This window comes from Ruegeria sp. AJ12 (assembly GCF_056536245.1).
In genome coordinates this window covers 1,285,298-1,303,262 of record NZ_JBQFJJ010000001.1, presented here as the reverse complement: position 1 = coordinate 1,303,262, position 17,965 = coordinate 1,285,298, and the positions used below count along the sequence as shown (strand labels likewise).

The window sequence follows — 17,965 nt, the reverse complement described above, 5'->3', positions numbered from 1 at the left end:
GAGATACGGATATGCAACTGCCGATCGAGGCGCTTATCTATGTCGCCATTTTCGTAGGGGTCCTGGCCTTGGTCGAGGGCATTTATCTCGTTGCCTTTGGCAAATCCATCAGCCTGAACAGCCGGGTCAACCGGCGCCTCGACATGCTTGATAAGGGTGTCGGCCGCGAGCAAGTTCTGGAGCAACTGCGCAAGGAAATGCAGCAGCACATGAATTCGCAGAGCATCCCGCTCTATTCCCTGCTGGCGGATAAAGCACAGAAAGCCGCGATCGCGTTTTCACCGAGACAATTGATCATGATTATGTGCCTCGTCTCTGCTGTCGCGTTTATGGGGCTGAGCATTGGTACCGCGACCGATACCGTCCTTCGGATTGCGTTATCAATCGCGATTGGGGTTGGCGGCGTTTACGCCTGGGTCAACCACAAGGCAAAAAAGCGCATGGGCATGATTGAAGAGCAATTGCCTGAGGCTGTTGAACTTATGGTCCGGTCTTTGCGCGTGGGGAACCCATTCGTGTCAACGGTTCAGGTCGTTGCAAACGAAGTGCAAGACCCATTGGGAACTGAGTTCGGCGTGATTGCCGACGAATGCGCCTATGGCCGCGATGTCGGAGAGGCGCTCAAGGACATGGCCGAACGGCTCGACATGCAGGATATGCGCTTTTTGGCCGTTGCTGTGGGTATCCAGCAGCAATCAGGCGGTAACTTGGCTGAGATTCTGGCAGGTTTGGCGCAGGTTATTCGTGCCCGCTTCCGGTTGTTCCGCCGTGTCAAAGCGATCACCGCAGAAGCCCAATGGTCCGGCAAGTTTTTGTCGGGTTTTCCGCTGGCCTGTCTGGCCTTCATTCTTGTGAAGGATCCGGGATATTATGACGACGTCCTGGATCACCCGTGGTTCATTCCGATGTGTTTCTTTGTTGGCATCATGTTGACCCTGAACCTGATCGTCATGAAGATCATCACAAATATTAAGGTCTGAGGGTACATCGATGGAATTGCTGACCCAAATCAATGACATGCTGACCCAGCACTTGGGGGAGTTCGGCCCTCTGATCGTGGTAGGTGTCCTTGGGATGGTCATGGTACTCGTGGCCGTTTCCTTGATGCTGAATCAACCAGAGGACCCTCTGAAAAAGCTACAGCGGTCCAATGCAGCGCCGAAAAAGCAAAAGAAGGCCAAAAAAGACCAACTGCGTAACTCGGGACGAAACGAGCAGCTAGAGAAGTTTGCAACGTTTCTTGAACCCCAGAACCAAGAAGACCTGTCTGCGATGCAGCTGAAGTTGCGTCAGGCCGGATATCAATCCAAGGATTCCGTCCGCTTTTTTCACTTTGCGCAGTTCGCGCTTGGAATCACCGGCATTGTCATTGGGGTCCTTTTGGTCACCGTATTTGCTGGCAGCGAGGAGTTTACAACACAACAGATCCTAATCCGTGTGCTGTTGCCCGGCGCCATCGGCTACTGGCTTCCCAAGTACTGGATTACGCGTAGGGTAGAAGAACGGAAAGAAGCGATCACTTCCGGTTTTCCCGATACGCTGGATTTGATGCTGGTCTGCGTCGAGGCGGGCCAATCTCTGGATCAGGCGATTGTCAGAGTCGCTGGAGAGATGAAGGCCTCCTACCCGGATATCGCGCTGGAATTTGAGATTGTTGCCTACGAGATGAAGGCCGGTAAGGATAAAAACACGGTCCTTCGCGACTTCGGTACGCGGTGCGGGGTACAGGATGTCAATTCCTTTGTGACCGTGATGATCCAGTCGGCGACATTTGGTACGTCTATTGCAGAAGCGCTTCGCGTCTATGCAGGTGAAATGCGCGACAAGCGTGTTATGCGCGCCGAAGAGGCCGCGAACAAGTTGCCAACCAAGATGACACTCGCCACAATGATGCTGACGGTCCCACCGCTGCTCGTCATTCTGGTCGGACCTTCGGCCAACGTGATCTCGGAGTTCGGAAGCAGGTAGTCACCTGATGAAAGTGATACAATGGTGTGCCTTTGAAAGGCTTCCCCGGCTGTTCCAGGCCACCGTGGTAGCCGCCGTGGTGGCTTCTTGCACTGATGGAGGCCCATCCGGCACTCTTGATGCACCGGGAATTGACCCGAAAGGCGAGTCAGAGGATTACATCACCGTTGGAAACCGGTTAATGGTTGCAGGCGAATACGAACTCGCCCTGGATACATTCACCCGCGCCGCTCTGGATCAGGGCATGACGACACAGATCCTTACTTCGATGGGAACCGCCAACCTGGGTTTGAGACGCTTGGGTCAGGCGGAAACCCTGCTGCGTCGTGCCGTCGAGGATGACCCGGACTGGCCCGTCGCATGGAACAACCTTGGTGTTCTTTTGATGGAGATGCAGGAGTACCCTGAGGCCGCCCAGGTCTTTCAACGCGCCTTTGCGCTGGACAATGGCGAAAGTGACGCAATCCGGGACAATCTGCGGTTAGCACTCGCAAAAATGGAAAATCCTGTTAATAATACCGCCCAAGAACAAGAATATACGCTGGAACAGCTTGGCGACGGGCAATTCTCGCTGCGCAAAATCCAGTAACCGAGGCAAGAGCAGTAAAGGACGCAGAAAAATGCGCCAATTCTTGATTCCGTCTATCATTCTGGGCGGGCTGGTTTTAACCGCCTGCGCTAAGGAGTCCGAAGAGGATAAAGTGGAACGTACCTTTCAGGAGGTGAACGTCATTGACGAAACCAACCTGAATGAAGTTCTGTTGAACGCCGCCGATCCCAACGAAGCGGTGACCTATTTCCTGGGCGCCGTCAGTAAGAACCCTGACCGAATTGATCTGCAACGGGGGCTGGCAATTTCGCTGGGGCGAGCAAAACGCACGACCGAAGCATCAGCGGCCTGGAAACGTGTGACCTCGATGAAAGGCGCAAACAACGCCGACAAGGTCGAGTATGCCGATGCCCTTGTGAGGAACGGAAACTGGTCCGAGGCAAAAACCGTGTTGGACTCGGTTCCGCCGACGTTTGAGACGTTCAAACGCTACCGCCTTGAGGCGCTTGTTGCAGATTCCAGAGAAGATTGGAAGCGCGCAGATCATTTCTACGAAACCGCGGTAGGGCTGACGACGCGACCGGGCGGTGTTATGAACAACTGGGGCTATTCCAAGCTCACACGCGGTGAGTATGCCGAAGCCGAGCGGCTGTTTACCGATGCGATCCGCCAGGACAAATCGCTGTTCACGGCAAAGAACAATCTGGTTCTGGCCCGGTCCGCACAGGGCAACTATAGCATGCCGGTTGTTCCAATGACTCAGGTCGAGCGCGCGCGGCTTTTAAACACGATGGCGATTTCAGCCGTAAAACAAGGCGATTTGGCGACCGCTAAGAACCTGTTCCGCGAAGCGATTGCAACCCACCCACAGCATTTTGACGAAGCCGTTCGGTCGCTTCGCGCGCTCGAGGACACCTGACACATGGAAATCCCTGCGGTTGCGGCGATGTGGTTTCTGCCATTCGTGCTGCCGATTTGCTTTTATGTCGCGTTCACGGACATGCGCGAGATGCGGATCAAGAACCATGCGGTCAGTGCACTGGCCATCGTGTTTGTCGTCGTCGGATTATTCGTTCTGTGGCCTTGGTCAACGGGTTCGATCAGCGGAAACCTCGGACCATTTTCAGTCGCCTTGCCCATTTACATCTGGCAATTGCTGCATATTGTCATCGTTTTGCTGGTCGGCATCGTTCTGAACGCGGCTGGCGCCATGGGTGCGGGCGATGCGAAGTTTCTGGCTGCGGCGTCCCCATTTGTATGGTTCGGGGATTTGTTGCTGTTGGGCGCGATCCTGACCGCCTGTGTATTGGGCGCGGTGGCAACGCATCGGCTGGCAAAACACACCAGATTACGCACCATTGCGCCACATTGGGACAGCTGGGATCGAGGCAAGCAGTTCCCGATGGGTCTGGCCCTTGCGGGGGCGCTCGCCATGTATTTGATATTAGGCACTGTTTACGGATCGTAAACTATCATCTGCACGCCTTGTCACCGCCATGGTGCCGCCACAAAGCTGCGCCAGATTTCCGGAAAGTCGCCCTGAACCGGGCATTTGGCGTGACAACTGGAAAAACGAGCAACGCTCATGAATATGCAAGCCTCATCCGTTATGGCCCCCCCTGCCCCAAAAGGCTTGGGCGAGATGCAACTCCCGCTGGTGATGATGCGGGATATTCTGCTGAAAACCGTCTTTCGCAAGAATGTCGACACCGTCTCGGAAGTTGCAGCAGCCATTTGCCTTCCCGGATCTGTTACCCAGGAGCTGATCGACATCGCGCGCGAGCAAAAACTGCTTGAAGCAACCGGTACGTTGAACGCCAACAGCGGCAACGAAATGGGCTATCAGTTGACGGATGCCGGTAAGGCGCGGGCATTGGACGCCCTGAGTCAGTCGGAATATTTTGGTGCCATGCCGGTGCCGCTGGATGTCTACCGCGAACAGGTCAAACGCCAGTCGATCCGCAACATTCAGGTCACCCGAGACCAGCTCACCGGAGCCATGGGCCACTTGGTCCTGCCCGACAGCCTGCTGGACCAGCTTGGCCCGGCGGTCAGTGCAGGCCGCTCGGTGCTGATGTATGGCCCACCGGGCAATGGTAAATCCTCGATTTCCAACGGGATTCGCGACGCCCTGGGTGACAATGTCTACGTACCACGCGCCATCGAATATGCCGGTCAGGTCATTACGGTTTATGACCCGATCGTACACAACGCGATCGAACAAGAAGCGGACGACCCGAACAGCCTGCGCCGCCGGAAGCGCTTTGACACGCGGTATGTGCAGTGCGAGCGACCGACCGTGGTGACGGGCGGTGAATTGTCACTCAGCATGCTGGACCTCGTCTACAACCCCACCGCACGGACCTATCAGGCCCCGCTGCAGTTGAAATCGACCGGCGGCATCTTCATTGTGGACGACCTTGGCCGCCAGGCCGAACCACCACAGGCTTTGATCAACCGCTGGATCGTTCCGCTTGAGGAAAACAAGGACATTCTCGGCCTGCAATCGGGCGAAAAATTCGAAGTGCCGTTTGACACTCTGGTGATCTTTTCGACCAACTTCCACCCGAATGAAATCTTCGACCAAGCCGCCCTGCGCCGGATTTTCTTCAAGATCAAGATCGACGGGCCGAACCAGGAGAACTTCCTGAAAATCTTTGCCATGGTCGCCCGCAAACGCGGTATGCCGCTTGACGAGTCGGCACTGGTTCATCTGCTTAAGGTGAAATACCCGACCATCGACAACATCTATGCCAACTACCAGCCGATCTTCCTGATTGATCAGATGATCTCAATCTGCGAATTTGAAGGCATTCCCTATCAAATGAGCCCCGAGTTGATTGACCGCGCGTGGTCGAACATGTTCGTCAAAGACGAGAAAATCGTCAAATAACGCCATGCCATTCTGGTAACGGGACGGGTAGTCTGCGTTCATGACGCAGATTCCCGACCGGATCAGCAAGTGGTTTTCCGCCAAAGGCTGGTCCATCCACCCCCATCAGCAAGATATGTTCGACCGGGCACAGGACCCGGCGACCCTGCTGATCGCGCCCACTGGCGGGGGCAAAACCATGGCCGGTTTTTTACCCTCCCTGGCAGAGCTTGCAAACGGGGGATACCGGGGTCTGCATACGATCTATGTCTCGCCGCTCAAGGCGCTGGCGGCAGATATCAAACGCAATCTCCGTACACCGGTGGATGAGATCGGTCTGCCCATCCGCATCGAGGATCGGACAGGCGACACCACCGCGACGCAAAAAAAACGTCAGCGCGTGGACCCGCCGCATATCCTGTTAACTACGCCCGAAAGCCTTGCATTGCTGACGTCATACGAGGACGCGCCGCGTATGTTCCACGGTGTAAAACGGGTGATCGTGGATGAAATCCACGCCCTTGCCGAAAGCAAACGCGGGGACCAGCTGATGCTGGCAGTGGCCCGCTTACAGACTCTCTGCCCTGACCTGCGCCGCGTGGGTTTGTCGGCGACAGTCGAAAACCCGGGTGCAATTGCGCAGTTTCTGGCCCGACATCCTGACCCCTGCCAGATCATTCAGGCGGACCCCGGGCCGGATCCGGACATAGCGATGCTGGAGACCGAGGAAATGCCCCCGTGGTCCGGTGGCGGTGCGGCTTACGCGATCCCTGCGGTTTTGCACCAGATCCGGCAGCACAAAACCACGCTGATTTTTCACAACACCCGGGCGCAGGCCGAGATCTTTTTTCACAATCTCTGGCTGGCCAATGACGAAGGTCTGCCGATCGGAATTCACCACGGCAGTCTGGACCGGCAGCAGCGGGACCGGGTCGAGGCCGCCATGGTGCGCGGTGACCTGCGCGCCATCGTCTGCACCGGCAGCCTGGATCTCGGGATTGATTGGGGCGATGTGGATCTCGTGATCCAGATCGGAGCGCCCAAGAATGTGAAACGGCTGGTGCAGCGGATTGGGCGTGCCAACCACCGCTACAACGCCCCGTCCAAGGCCCTGTTGGTCCCGGCCAACCGGTTCGAAGTGGTTGAATGCGTGGCCGCGCTCGAAGCCGCGAGGGCGCATGACCTGGATGGCGACCCACGCGGAGCCGGTCCCAGAGATGTGCTCTGCCAACACATACTCATCGCGGCCGCCGCCGAACCGTTCGACGCTGATGCCTTGTATGTAGAAATGACCTCTGCGGGGCCCTATGCGCATCTCGCACGCACTGAATTCGATGCCTGCCTGGAGTTCTGCGTGAATGGTGGCTACGCCCTGCGGGCCTATGACCGCTGGCAACGTCTGCAGCAACGATCTGACGGTTTGTGGCAATTGCGCGATCCGCGCGCAGCCCAGCGCATTCGGATGAATTTAGGCACCATTCAGGATACAGACACGCTGAAAGTACGGCTGAGGCGCAATCGCGGCGGCAAACCTTTGGGTGAAGTCGAAGAGGGCTTTGCGGCGTCGCTCACTCCCGGAGACACGTTTCTGATTGGCGGGCAGATTGTCCGTTATGAAGGCCTGCGGGAAATGGTTGTCGAAGTCAGCAGACGGGCGGATAAGAAACCCAAGATTGCAACCTTCATGGGCACGAAATTTGCGACGTCGACACAGTTGAGCGACCGCATTTTGCGAATGTTCTCGCAGGAGAGCTGGCCTCAATTGCCTCAGCACACCGCCGATTGGTTGGCGCTGCAGCGGGATATGTCCCGCCTGCCCCAACGCGACCGGCTGCAGATCGAGAGTTTTCCCAATGACGGGCGCGAGCATTTGTGCGTCTACGGCTTTGCCGGGCGAAACGCCCAGCAAACACTGGGTCTGTTGCTGACAAAACGGATGGAGGAAACCGGTCAGGCTCCACTGGGTTTTGTCGCCACTGACTATGCAACGCTGATCTGGGGGCTGGATGCGGTCACCGATCCCCGCCCTTTGTTCCAACTGGATGCGTTGCGGGACGGGCTGGATACTTGGCTTGCGGGAAACGCGGTGATGAAGCGCACGTTTCGCGCTTCGGCCACGATTGCAGGGCTGATTGAACGCAATACCGGCGGGCAGAGGAAATCCGGGCGACAAGCAACGTTTTCCTCGGACATCCTGTATGACACGCTTCTGAAATATGACCCCGACCACCTGTTGATGCAGATCACCCGCGAAGAGGCGATGCGCGGACTCGTCGACTTCGGACGGATCGAAGCCATGGTGGCGCGTATAGGAGACCGGATCGACCTGCTGCGGCTGGATCACGTGTCCCCACTTGCGGCGCCCTTGTTTCTGGAGGTTGGCAAGGTGCCGGTCAAAGGTTCTGCCGAAGAACGCCTGTTGGCAGAAGAAAGCGCGCGGCTTTTGCGGACGGCGGGACTGGACCCCAATTGAACCCCTTGCGCGCAGGCCCGAAACAGGCAAAGAACGTTTCATGAACGCGTGTGAGTTTTCTTTTTCGGGTCAGCACCTGTGCGCCCTTCCATCCGGGGCGCTCTGGTGGCCGAACAAGAAGACATTGTGCGTATCAGACCTGCACCTGGGAAAGTCTGAACGTGTAGCCCGCCGTGGTGGACCTGCGCTGCCGCCGTATGACAGCCGGGAAACCCTGGATCGTCTGGCCGCCGATCTGGACAGGACCGAAGCCGAAACAGTCGTCAGCCTGGGGGATAGTTTCGACGATCTGGAGGCGTCGGTTGCTCTGGACCCAGCGGAAAAGCTGCGCATCGCGGCATTGCAGGCCGGACGCCTCTGGATCTGGATCGAGGGCAACCATGATCCGGGGCCCATCGAACTGGGTGGCACGCATCTGTCAGAATGGACGTGCGGACCCTTGGTCTTTCGGCACATCGCGCAAACCGACGGTCAAGGCGAAATATCGGGTCATTTCCATCCCAAAGTCAGCATGCGTGCCCGAGGGCGGTCCATTACGCGCCCGGCTTTCCTGCTGGATCGACAGCGCCTGGTTCTGCCTGCCTACGGGGTGTACACCGGGGGGCTGCGCAGTACGGACCGCGCGGTGTCCGAATTACTTGGACCGGATGCGATGGCCATCCTGACCGGTTCAAACCCACAAATGGTTCCGATGCCGCGTTAGCTTCAGATGAGACCATCCGCTTCCAGATTTGGCCTGTATTTTCGGCTGACTGGCACAAGATCGCCGTTTACAAGACGCAGCCAGGTCCGGCCGTCTGACTTTTCAACCCCGACAATGGATGCGTCCGTGACCCAGTGAGACCGGTGAGCGCAGTGTCCCGGCACCGGCTCCATCTCGGCGATGGCATCCGTGAACCGGGATCGAATGGTAAATGTGCCCTCCGACGTTACAACGTCAACACTGTGGTCGCGAACGGTCAGGCGGTGGATTTGGCCGTGAAATCCGGACGGCAGCCGTTTCATCAGGCGCGGAGGAGCAGCTTTGCCGTGAACCCTCGCCGGAGTGTTCCTTTCACCACGCCGCACCAGAACCAACCCGGCGGAGAACAGAGCCCCATAGTTTGCCGCTGTCAGCAGCCCCGGTTTTCCATAGTCCCCAAAGGAAAAAAGAACCCAGGCCAACAGCCACAACGACGGTGTGAAGAAGGCCAGAAGCAAGGCCGCAAACACAAGTTGCCGGACAGGCAGCCTCAGCGGCAACAGCCGATCATTGATCAACCATCGCGCCGCGCAGGTCACACACAGAGCGATCATCATGACACCCGTCCAGAACAGCAGGCTCAGAAGGAACGGCAGATCCGGGACCATAAAGGGTGGGAATGCGTAGGCCAGCAATGGGAGGAACACCAAAGCCGCAGCCACTCTCTGACGCGTGCACACTGTGCGTATCCGGCTTCGCTTTGACGTCATACCGCTAGAACAATTAACCCCCAAGGCTCAGCCAAAAGCCTTAGACCGTCACAACCTAACGCTGGTAACTGGCTGGAATTACAGGGATATCACGATATTCTGCGCAGTCAAATGAATTTGACACAGGCCGCCGCGTCGCGCACAGAGGTCCAAAGTAAGATCAAAATCGACTGGGCGCACCATTGACACGACCGACAGGTGTCGAACCGCGCCTTGCGGCGCGGCCCCCAAACCTCAGGCAGTCAGGCCTTCTGGCTCCGGCAGCCCGTTGGCGCGACAACAGGCGGTCAGCGTATTGGCCAGCAGACACGCAATTGTCATGGGACCGACACCGCCTGGAACCGGGGTGATAGCACCCGCACGTTCGGCGGCTGATGCGTAATCTACATCGCCCACCAGCTTGTTCTTGCCGTCACGCTCGATCCGGTTGATGCCCACGTCGATGACGGTAGCGCCGTCCTTGATCCAGTCGCCCGGGACCATTTCGGGCCGACCGACGGCGGCCACAACGATGTCTGCGCGACGCACCACGTCAGGCAGGTCCTTGGTCCGGGAATGCGCGATGGTCACGGTGCAGCTATCGCCCAAGAGCAACTGTGCCATTGGTTTGCCCACAATGTTCGAGCGGCCAACAACGACAGCATCCATACCGGACAGCGAGCCGTGATGGTCCCGCAACATCATCAAACACCCCAACGGAGTGCAGGGCACCATCGACTTTTGCCCGGTCCCCAACAAGCCGACGTTGGAAATGTGAAACCCATCCACGTCCTTGGCGGGATCAATCGCGTTAATCACGAGGTCTTCGTTCAGATGCTTGGGCAGCGGCAATTGAACCAGAATGCCGTGGACCGCCGGATCATTGTTGAGCGTATCGATCAGAGCCATCAGGTCCGCCTCGGAGGTATCGACATCCAGCTTGTGCTCGTAGGAGTTCATGCCGACCTCGACAGTCTGCTTGCCCTTGGATCGCACATAGACCTGGCTTGCCGGATCTTCACCCACCAGAACAACCGCCAAGCCCGGTGTAATCCCGTTTTCCTCTTTGAGCTTGGCGACCTGATCCGTAACCTGAGCGCGCACTTTGGCCGCAAAGGCCTTGCCGTCGATAACCTCAGCTACCATCCTTCGATCCCTTCTTCCAAAACGGAACGGACGTGAAACCGTCCGATCATTCAGTCCGAGCCGATCACACGTTCTTCGCGGGCAATCGACCAGTCAATCAAAATGCGCCAAAGCCTCTCGGCAAGGTCGGGGTCCATCCCCAACTCACCTGACCTTGTGCGCACACGATGCACCACCTCTTCGACACGCTCCGGTATGCGGGCCGGCAGACCCTCATCGGGTTTCAGTTCGGATGCGCGGTCAATATAGCTTGCGCGCGTCACCAGCATTTCGATCAATTGGCGGTCCAGCTTGTCGATCTGAGGCCGCAATTCCTGCATTGAATGACAGTCCTGAGGCGGTATCAGATTGGGCATTTCGGTCTCCTGTGGCCCGGGGACATCCCCGGACCACGAGATGTATCATTCGATGGCCTAGAACAAGCCCTCGATCTCGCCTGCGGCGTTAAGGCAGATGGTTTCGGCTGCCGGTTTGCGGGGCAGACCCGGCATTGTCATGATCTCACCGCACACAACCACGATGAAGCCGGCACCGGCGGACAGGCGAACTTCGCGAACCGGGACCGAGTGTCCCGTGGGTGCACCGCGCAGTGTCGGATCGGTCGAGAACGAGTACTGTGTTTTCGCCATGCAGACCGGCAAGTTGCCATAACCGGCCTCTTCCCAGTCCCGCAGTTGGTTGCGGATCTTGTTGTCGGCCAGAACTTCGTCCGCCCGGTAGATGCGCTTGGCGATGGTCTCGATCTTTTCAAACAGAGGCATGTCGTCGGGGTAGATCGGCGCGAAATTCGCGGTGCCACCTTCTACGATTTCGACAACCTTCTCGGCCAGGGGTGCCGAACCTTCCGAACCCAGTTCCCAATGGCGCGAAAGAACCGCCTCGACCCCGTGGTCGGCGCAGTAGTCCTGGACCGCCTGCACCTCATCATCCGTGTCGGTGACGAAGTGGTTGATGGCGACGACGACCGGTACGCCGAAGGACTTCACGTTTTCGATGTGACGGCCAAGGTTGGCGCAGCCCGATTTGACCGCGTCGACGTTTTCCGCGCCCAGATCGGCCTTGGCAACGCCGCCGTTCATCTTCATCGCGCGCACGGTGGCAACCAGCACCACAGCCGATGGGGCGATGCCCGCCTTACGGCATTTGATGTTCATGAATTTCTCGGCACCCAGGTCGGCACCAAAACCTGCTTCGGTGACAACATAATCGGCCACTTTCAGCGCGGTCTTGGTCGCGATGACTGAATTGCAGCCATGTGCGATGTTGGCGAACGGTCCACCATGAACAAAGGCCGGATTGTTTTCCAGCGTTTGCACAAGGTTCGGTTGCATCGCGTCCTTCAACAGCACGGTCATTGCACCTTCGGCCTTGATGTCACGGCAATACACAGGCGTTCTGTCCCGTCGATAGGCCACGATGATGTCACCCAGACGCTTTTCCAGATCTTTCAGGTTGTTGGCGAGGCACAGGATCGCCATGACTTCGGATGCCACGGTAATGTCAAAGCCAGCTTCCCGCGGGAAGCCGTTCGACACGCCGCCCAGGCTGGCGGTGATCAGGCGCAGAGCCCGGTCGTTCATGTCGACAACACGGCGCCACGCGACACGGCGCGTGTCGATTTCCTGCTCGTTGCCCCAGTAGATGTGATTATCGATCATCGCCGACAGCAGCGAATGTGCCGAGGTGATGGCGTGAAAGTCCCCTGTGAAGTGCAGGTTCATCTCTTCCATCGGAACGACCTGCGCGTAACCGCCACCTGCAGCGCCGCCCTTCATGCCGAAGTTCGGGCCGAGCGAGGCCTCGCGGATACAGATCATCGCGTTCTTGCCGATTCGGTTCAGACCGTCGCCCAACCCGACCGTGGTCGTTGTCTTCCCCTCACCCGCCGGAGTCGGGTTGATCGCGGTCACGAGGATCAGTTTACCGTCTTCGCGGTCCTGCACCGAGTTGATAAAGGTCTGACTGACCTTCGCCTTGTCGTGGCCATAGGGCAGCAAATCGTCGCTGGAGATCCCCAGCTTGGCGCCGATGTCCTGGATCGGCTTTTTGTTCGCCTCGCGGGCGATTTCGATGTCGGATTTATAGCTCATTGGGCAGGGTCCCTGAATTAATGCCGCGCGAAACCGGCGTGCCGCGCCGGTGCTGGGTAACCCATACCGTTGTGCACAATGCGAATGGCTAAGGATTCCGACATAATTACGTCGCGAAACGGCGTCGGGACATATCGTCGGTTTCGAATCGGAAACAGCTGAGAGTTACGGCGCCCAATTGCGTTGATCCGGCACAAATAATTTCATCCTGTCGCCCAGCTTCAGATTGCCCGGCCGTTCGACCCAAGCGGTCACGCCGCGACGGCCTTGGGCTGCAGGTTTGAAGGCCGCGCCGTGGCCAGGCTGATCTGCCTCAATCTCCCGCCCCGGCAGCACGCAGGGCCGGTTTTCCATGTCCACCGTTAAGGTCAGCCCATCCGCCACTTGAAGACGCGACGATGGCGGAACGTGGGTAAAGTCCGGAATGCCGCGCAAAACGACCGACGCGCCGAGATGGGATGGGTCCAAGCGAGTAAGGCCCATTTCATCGGCGATCGCGGACAGTTCTTCCGCGGACAGCACAGTCAGTTGTCGCACATTCCTTATCTCGGTCCCTTCCGGATACAGGTTTTTGACCCGGACGCAGGACCGGCGGTTGACGCCCTCATGCCGCGCACCATCGTCACCGGAGAATCCAAGGGTCAATGTGTCGACAGACTGCGCCCGGATCGACGTGTCTGCGGGTACGTGGCCTAGCCAGATCACTTCGGCGCTATAATCTGTTTCCCGGAGCACTGGCATGTGAACCTCATTCCTGATCCCGTTTCTGCCGGCTCATATTGGGCCGTCGCGGTCAAAATGGAAGGCTGAAATGAAAAGACCCGGGGCAAGCCCGGGTCTGTATCACTATGCCGTTGGCTCCGGCTCCATCCCGCCCTCGGGCGGTGATTTCTTTGCCTTGGTCTTTGGGATCGCGGTGACGCTCGGTGCACTGCCCTGATCCGGCGTGTCGCCTTCGTCGTCCCCTTCGCCGGGGGATTCGCCGTTCATCACGCGCTTGATCTCGTCGCCGGTCAGGGTTTCGTATTCCAGCAGACCTTGTGCCAGACGCTCCCATTCCTCGCTCTTGTCGCTCAGAATCTTGTGCGCCCGTTCATAGCCTTGCTGGATGAGGCGTTTGACCTCTTCCTCGATCAGCTCCTTTGTATGCGCGGAAACCGAGAACCCGGCGGTGTTGCCCTGATAACCCTCATGGGCTTCCGCATAGTCGATATTGCCAACCTTGTCCGACATGCCCCAGCGCATCACCATGGCCCGCGCCAGTTGGCTGGCCTGCATGATGTCGCCAGCCGGGCCGTTTGAGACGTGGTCTTCACCGTATTTTATCACCTCGGCGGCTTTACCGGCCATGGTCATAGCCAGCTTTTGCTCGCACTCATCCCGGTGATAGTTCAAGCGGTCCATTTCAGGGAGCGACACAACCATACCCAGCGCACCACCGCGCGGAATGATAGTCGCCTTGTAGACCGGATCGCAGAGCGGCAGTTCCAGTCCAACCACAGCATGACCAGCCTCGTGATATGCTGTCTTTTCCTTCTGGTCCTGAGTCAGCACCATCGAACGGCGCTCGGCGCCCATCATCACCTTGTCCTTGGCGTTCTCGAAGTCTTCCATGGTGACAAAGCGGCGGCCCACACGGGCGGCCATCAGCGCGGCTTCGTTCACGAGGTTCGCCAGATCGGCACCCGAGAAGCCCGGCGTGCCGCGCGCAATAATGCGCAGATCGACATCGGGGCCCAGAGGCGTCTTGCGTGCGTGAACACCCAGAATCTTCTCACGGCCTTTAATGTCGGGGTTGCCGACGGTGACGTTGCGGTCGAACCGGCCCGGGCGGAGCAGCGCGGGGTCCAGAACGTCCTTGCGGTTGGTGGCCGCCAGAATGATCACGCCTTCATTGGCCTCGAACCCGTCCATCTCAACCAGCAACTGGTTGAGGGTCTGTTCGCGCTCGTCGTTGCCGCCGCCATATCCAGCACCACGATGGCGACCCACGGCGTCGATTTCGTCGATGAACACGATACAAGGCGCGTTCTTCTTGGCCTGTTCGAACATGTCGCGCACACGGGATGCACCGACACCCACGAACATCTCAACGAAGTCCGAACCCGAGATGGTGAAGAACGGCACACCCGCCTCACCCGCAATGGCCCGGGCCAGAAGAGTCTTACCGGTGCCCGGAGGGCCAACGAGCAAAGCGCCCTTGGGGATCTTGCCACCCAGACGGCTGAACTTCTGCGGGTTGCGCAGGAATTCAACGATCTCTTCCAGCTCTTCCTTGGCCTCGTCGATGCCAGCAACGTCATCAAAGGTCACGCGGCCATGTTTCTCGGTCAGCATCTTGGCCTTGGACTTGCCAAAGCCCATCGCGCCGCCTTTGCCGCCACCCTGCATCCGGTTCATGAAATAGACCCAGACACCGATCAGCAGCAGGAAGGGCAGCAGCGTGATCAAGAACGATTGAAAGCCCGATTGCTGCTGCTTTTCTGCGCGCACCGGAATGTTCTCGTCAATCAGCAGTTTGGTCACTTCGGCATCGCCGGGCTTGATCGTGACGTAGGTGCCGCCGTTTTCGGTGGTGTACCGAATCTGTTCGCCATCCAGGGTTACATTTTTGACCTCACCGCTCTGCACCGCGCTCACAAAGTCGGAATATGTTCGTTCGTTGCTCTGTAGCGTTCCACCCGGTCCGCTGAACAGGTTGAACAGTGCAAGGATCAGTAAAAACAGAACGACCCAGAATGCGATATTGCGAGCGTTGCCCAAGGAAAATCTCCCAAAAGATTACGGCAGATGGGGTCCTGCCGGGTTACTCCTTAAAATAGAGAGGATTGTGGCAGGTTCAATGCGATAAAAACGATGCGTAAAACTCGGGCCATTCCGGGGTTAGTGCGGCTGTCCAACTGTTTGGATAGCCTGCAAGCGGCGCCGCAAGCAGTTGGTCCCCCTGCCAGACAGCCGGTGAGGATTTCAGGACAAGACGCGGCTGACCTGTTGCGCGCCAGTCCGGCACAGCCTGCAATCCAGTCTCACCAAGCGCCCGGATTTCAGCCCCCGACGTTCCCGGACCGGTGATTGCCCACCTTCCGTCCCAAACGCGCCCAACCGGGGTGGACCGCGCCTCGACCGCCTTAAACTCCCTGCAAATCCACGCTTTATCGCCGTCGGGCAGTAGCAGACAGCCGTTGATGGTGCCCGCCTGCCCCCCCTGCAATGCGTTCATCGCCCGGTCAACTGTCGACTGGCGCGGCGGATATCCCGGCCCCCTGATCCACGAAATGCTGCCCACTATGATGCGGCGTTGGATTTCGCCGGGTAATGCAGCAAACGCGACACGGTCGATGATGACATTCCCTGTCTCCGTTTTTGAGACCTGTCGGGCGGAATCCTGCGCATAGTGCGACAATGCCTCATGCGCATGTGACATGTTTTCAGCCACCCGCGACAGCGTTTCGGGCGTGATTCCAAGCTTTTCAAGGTCCGGCAGAGCCGTCCGGGCCTTGATCCGATCGAAACGATTGTCCTGATTCGATGGGTCTTCGATCCAACTCACCCCAATCTCGGTCAGGTATCCACGCAGGCGCCGCCGGGTGATCCCCAACATCGGGCGGAGCATCTGGATACCGTACGCGTTTCGGGCTGCGGGCATGGCGGACAAGCCGGTTACACCCGCAGCCCGCCCCAATCTCATCAAAACCGTTTCCGCCTGATCATCCGCGGTATGACCCAAGGCAATCGCGGTGATATCATTGCTGTGCGCCCAGGATGCAAGCAGCTCATAGCGCGCTTTGCGGGCTTGATCCTGCAGGTTTCCACGACCATCCCACCCCTCCCATCGCAAGATTTCATGTGGAAGGCCCAAGCGTGCAGCCTGATTTGCAACAATCTCCGCCTCTTGCGCTGCTTCGGATCGAAGTCCGTGATCAACCGTTGCAACAGACAGATCGACACCTTCGTCCCGCGCAATTCCGTACAAGAGATGCATCAGGGCGATGGAGTCCCCGCCGCCAGACACTGCGACGCCCAATCTGGCTGGTAGTGTTTCGGGCAGCTTCTCGCGCAGTTCAACTCGTAAAGTGTCGGTGTCCTGGGTCAAGAACACCCCAGAGACGTCATTTCCTGCGTGGCGTCGGACACCGTGACAGAGGCCGGGAAACGCACGCCAACCTCGCTCAGGGTAATGCAAGCCTGATCGGTCTGTCCCAAGCGCCCTAACGCAGCGCCCAGTTCGAACAGAGCCTCCGGCGCGAATGTGCCCTCGGAATCGCCGGTGAAGCTGGCCAGAAAGGCACGCGCGGCCTCACGGGTGTCACCCATCCCTTCCAGGGCTTGCCCCCGTTTCAGATGCGCCTCGGGCGCAAGAGGGCTGCCGGGGTAAGATGTGTCAAACTGCGCGAACATCGTCGCAGCAGTCTGGAAATCACCATCGGCCAGCGCCTGCGACGCATCTTCAAAATCCGCCTGCTCGCCTACGGCCAGTTCCGCCTGCTCGGAAACAGATGGTTCAGTAGGAGAAACGACTGGCGTACCCCCTTTGCTATCCTCACCACCCAAAGTACTCGTCGGCTCACCAGAAATTTCGCAGTTTGCTTCCAATTCACAAAGACGAAACTCCATGTCACCAATCCGGTTGGTGCCGTCTGTGACGATATTCTGCACGCGCTGATTCAACTGCTCTGTTTGACGGGTCAGGCGTTGAAGCTCGGCCTCGATTGCATCGACGCGTTCCAGGATCGAGCTGCCGGACAGGTCTGGCGCCGGGGAACCGGTGGTCGAAAGCTCACGCTTCAGGCGTTGTATCTCCACGTGCAGGACCGTCAGTTCCTGCCGGATATCCGCAAGCGTTTGTTGATCCTGTGCTTGTGCTACGCCAGCCGCTGCCACAACCGCGGCCAGAACCCATCCTGCAAGTCTCATCGTCTTACCCCAAGGTTGAACCGGTCAACACCGTTACCGCGCGCCGGTTTTTGGAATAGCATTCCTCGGTACTGCAAATCTCGATCGGGCGTTCCTTGCCGTATGTGACCGTTTGCAGTCGGTTGCCGGCGACGCCGCGCGAGATCAGGTATTCCCGTGCCGCATTTGCGCGCCGCTCGCCAAGCGCGAGGTTGTACTCGCGTGTTCCCTGCTCATCCGCATGGCCCTCGATTGTCGCCACGAAATCGGGATTGGCCATCAGCCAATCGGCCTGCCCCTGCAGGGTGGTCTGCGCCTGAGGGGACAATGTGGACTGGTCCACCGCAAACAGAACCCTGTCACCGACGGTTTGCTGGAAATAGGCCGGTGAGCGTGGATCGCTCGGCGATCCCGGCACAAGCGCGCCACTGCCGCCGGGGCCACCGCCCAGTGCCGATGGATCATTACTCGCGCAGGCAGCGACCACGCTCAGCGCGCCCGCCGCCAGGATTTTGCTCAATACGTTCATTTCAGGTGCCTCG

17 protein-coding genes are annotated in these 17,965 nt (G+C 58.4%); 8 read left to right on the top strand and 9 right to left on the bottom strand.

Annotated elements, in window-relative coordinates:
* Positions 1–11: 11 nt before the first annotated feature.
* The 8 genes from ACR3E0_RS06585 to pdeM all read left to right on the top strand — a co-directional run bounded on the left by ACR3E0_RS06585 (position 12) and on the right by pdeM (position 8,566).
* On the top strand, positions 12–980 hold the full coding sequence (locus ACR3E0_RS06585; protein ID WP_480477338.1) for a type II secretion system F family protein: 969 nt from the start codon (positions 12–14) through the stop codon (positions 978–980).
* 10 nt (positions 981–990) lie between these two features.
* Positions 991–1,968, top strand: a complete 978-nt coding sequence (locus ACR3E0_RS06580) for a type II secretion system F family protein (protein WP_480477336.1) — start codon at positions 991–993, stop codon at positions 1,966–1,968.
* 7 nt (positions 1,969–1,975) lie between these two features.
* Positions 1,976–2,557: a tetratricopeptide repeat protein gene (locus ACR3E0_RS06575; RefSeq protein ID WP_480477334.1), complete on the top strand. Its 582-nt coding sequence runs from the start codon at positions 1,976–1,978 to the stop codon at positions 2,555–2,557.
* A gap of 31 nt (positions 2,558–2,588) precedes the next feature.
* Entirely contained in the window at positions 2,589–3,437 is an 849-nt protein-coding gene (locus tag ACR3E0_RS06570) for a tetratricopeptide repeat protein (RefSeq protein ID WP_480477332.1), read from the top strand.
* A gap of 3 nt (positions 3,438–3,440) precedes the next feature.
* Positions 3,441–3,986 (top strand): prepilin peptidase, encoded by a 546-nt coding sequence (locus ACR3E0_RS06565; protein ID WP_480477330.1) that lies wholly within the window; start codon positions 3,441–3,443, stop codon positions 3,984–3,986.
* Between the two features lie 117 nt (positions 3,987–4,103).
* Complete coding sequence (locus ACR3E0_RS06560; protein WP_480477328.1) at positions 4,104–5,411, top strand: ATPase; 1,308 nt, start codon at positions 4,104–4,106, stop codon at positions 5,409–5,411.
* Between the two features lie 40 nt (positions 5,412–5,451).
* Complete coding sequence (locus tag ACR3E0_RS06555; protein ID WP_480477326.1) at positions 5,452–7,863, top strand: ligase-associated DNA damage response DEXH box helicase; 2,412 nt, start codon at positions 5,452–5,454, stop codon at positions 7,861–7,863.
* 40 nt (positions 7,864–7,903) lie between these two features.
* Positions 7,904–8,566 (top strand): ligase-associated DNA damage response endonuclease PdeM, encoded by a 663-nt coding sequence (gene pdeM / locus ACR3E0_RS06550; RefSeq protein ID WP_480477324.1) that lies wholly within the window; start codon positions 7,904–7,906, stop codon positions 8,564–8,566.
* A gap of 2 nt (positions 8,567–8,568) precedes the next feature.
* On the opposite strand, the gene ACR3E0_RS06545 is transcribed toward pdeM, so the two are convergent.
* The 9 genes from ACR3E0_RS06545 to pal all read right to left on the bottom strand — a co-directional run bounded on the left by ACR3E0_RS06545 (position 8,569) and on the right by pal (position 17,952).
* Complete coding sequence (locus tag ACR3E0_RS06545) at positions 8,569–9,315, bottom strand: LytTR family DNA-binding domain-containing protein (RefSeq protein WP_480477322.1); 747 nt, start codon at positions 9,313–9,315, stop codon at positions 8,569–8,571.
* A gap of 234 nt (positions 9,316–9,549) precedes the next feature.
* Positions 9,550–10,440, bottom strand: a complete 891-nt coding sequence (folD, locus tag ACR3E0_RS06540) for a bifunctional methylenetetrahydrofolate dehydrogenase/methenyltetrahydrofolate cyclohydrolase FolD (RefSeq protein WP_480477320.1) — start codon at positions 10,438–10,440, stop codon at positions 9,550–9,552.
* A 50-nt stretch (positions 10,441–10,490) separates the two neighbouring features.
* Positions 10,491–10,796 (bottom strand): chorismate mutase, encoded by a 306-nt coding sequence (locus tag ACR3E0_RS06535; protein WP_480477318.1) that lies wholly within the window; start codon positions 10,794–10,796, stop codon positions 10,491–10,493.
* A gap of 57 nt (positions 10,797–10,853) precedes the next feature.
* Positions 10,854–12,530: a formate--tetrahydrofolate ligase gene (locus tag ACR3E0_RS06530; RefSeq protein ID WP_480477316.1), complete on the bottom strand. Its 1,677-nt coding sequence runs from the start codon at positions 12,528–12,530 to the stop codon at positions 10,854–10,856.
* Between the two features lie 165 nt (positions 12,531–12,695).
* On the bottom strand, positions 12,696–13,271 hold the full coding sequence (locus ACR3E0_RS06525; protein ID WP_480477314.1) for an MOSC domain-containing protein: 576 nt from the start codon (positions 13,269–13,271) through the stop codon (positions 12,696–12,698).
* A gap of 105 nt (positions 13,272–13,376) precedes the next feature.
* Positions 13,377–15,293: an ATP-dependent zinc metalloprotease FtsH gene (gene ftsH, locus ACR3E0_RS06520; RefSeq protein ID WP_480477312.1), complete on the bottom strand. Its 1,917-nt coding sequence runs from the start codon at positions 15,291–15,293 to the stop codon at positions 13,377–13,379.
* A gap of 76 nt (positions 15,294–15,369) precedes the next feature.
* Positions 15,370–16,629, bottom strand: coding sequence for a tRNA lysidine(34) synthetase TilS (tilS, locus tag ACR3E0_RS06515; protein WP_480477310.1), 1,260 nt, complete (start codon positions 16,627–16,629; stop codon positions 15,370–15,372).
* On the bottom strand, positions 16,620–17,444 hold the full coding sequence (ybgF, locus tag ACR3E0_RS06510) for a tol-pal system protein YbgF (RefSeq protein WP_480477309.1): 825 nt from the start codon (positions 17,442–17,444) through the stop codon (positions 16,620–16,622). Before ybgF ends, tilS begins: the two co-directional genes overlap by 10 nt.
* Before the next feature lie 4 nt (positions 17,445–17,448).
* A complete protein-coding gene (pal, locus tag ACR3E0_RS06505) occupies positions 17,449–17,952 on the bottom strand; it encodes a peptidoglycan-associated lipoprotein Pal (protein ID WP_480477307.1) in 504 nt (167 codons plus the stop codon).
* Positions 17,953–17,965: the final 13 nt, after the last annotated feature.

Bases quoted from the DNA above. Each gene is read 5' to 3' on its own strand.
- ACR3E0_RS06585 (WP_480477338.1), top strand. From the start codon at position 12: ATGCAACTGCCGATCGAGGCGCTTATCTATGTCGCCATTTTCGTAGGG.
- ACR3E0_RS06580 (WP_480477336.1), top strand. From the start codon at position 991: ATGGAATTGCTGACCCAAATCAATGACATGCTGACCCAGCACTTGGGG.
- ACR3E0_RS06575 (WP_480477334.1), top strand. From the start codon at position 1,976: ATGAAAGTGATACAATGGTGTGCCTTTGAAAGGCTTCCCCGGCTGTTC.
- ACR3E0_RS06570 (WP_480477332.1), top strand. From the start codon at position 2,589: ATGCGCCAATTCTTGATTCCGTCTATCATTCTGGGCGGGCTGGTTTTA.
- ACR3E0_RS06565 (WP_480477330.1), top strand. From the start codon at position 3,441: ATGGAAATCCCTGCGGTTGCGGCGATGTGGTTTCTGCCATTCGTGCTG.
- ACR3E0_RS06560 (WP_480477328.1), top strand. From the start codon at position 4,104: ATGAATATGCAAGCCTCATCCGTTATGGCCCCCCCTGCCCCAAAAGGC.
- ACR3E0_RS06555 (WP_480477326.1), top strand. From the start codon at position 5,452: ATGACGCAGATTCCCGACCGGATCAGCAAGTGGTTTTCCGCCAAAGGC.
- pdeM (WP_480477324.1), top strand. From the start codon at position 7,904: ATGAACGCGTGTGAGTTTTCTTTTTCGGGTCAGCACCTGTGCGCCCTT.
- ACR3E0_RS06545 (WP_480477322.1), bottom strand. From the start codon at position 9,315: ATGACGTCAAAGCGAAGCCGGATACGCACAGTGTGCACGCGTCAGAGA.
- folD (WP_480477320.1), bottom strand. From the start codon at position 10,440: ATGGTAGCTGAGGTTATCGACGGCAAGGCCTTTGCGGCCAAAGTGCGC.
- ACR3E0_RS06535 (WP_480477318.1), bottom strand. From the start codon at position 10,796: ATGCCCAATCTGATACCGCCTCAGGACTGTCATTCAATGCAGGAATTG.
- ACR3E0_RS06530 (WP_480477316.1), bottom strand. From the start codon at position 12,530: ATGAGCTATAAATCCGACATCGAAATCGCCCGCGAGGCGAACAAAAAG.
- ACR3E0_RS06525 (WP_480477314.1), bottom strand. From the start codon at position 13,271: ATGCCAGTGCTCCGGGAAACAGATTATAGCGCCGAAGTGATCTGGCTA.
- ybgF (WP_480477309.1), bottom strand. From the start codon at position 17,444: ATGAGACTTGCAGGATGGGTTCTGGCCGCGGTTGTGGCAGCGGCTGGC.
- pal (WP_480477307.1), bottom strand. From the start codon at position 17,952: ATGAACGTATTGAGCAAAATCCTGGCGGCGGGCGCGCTGAGCGTGGTC.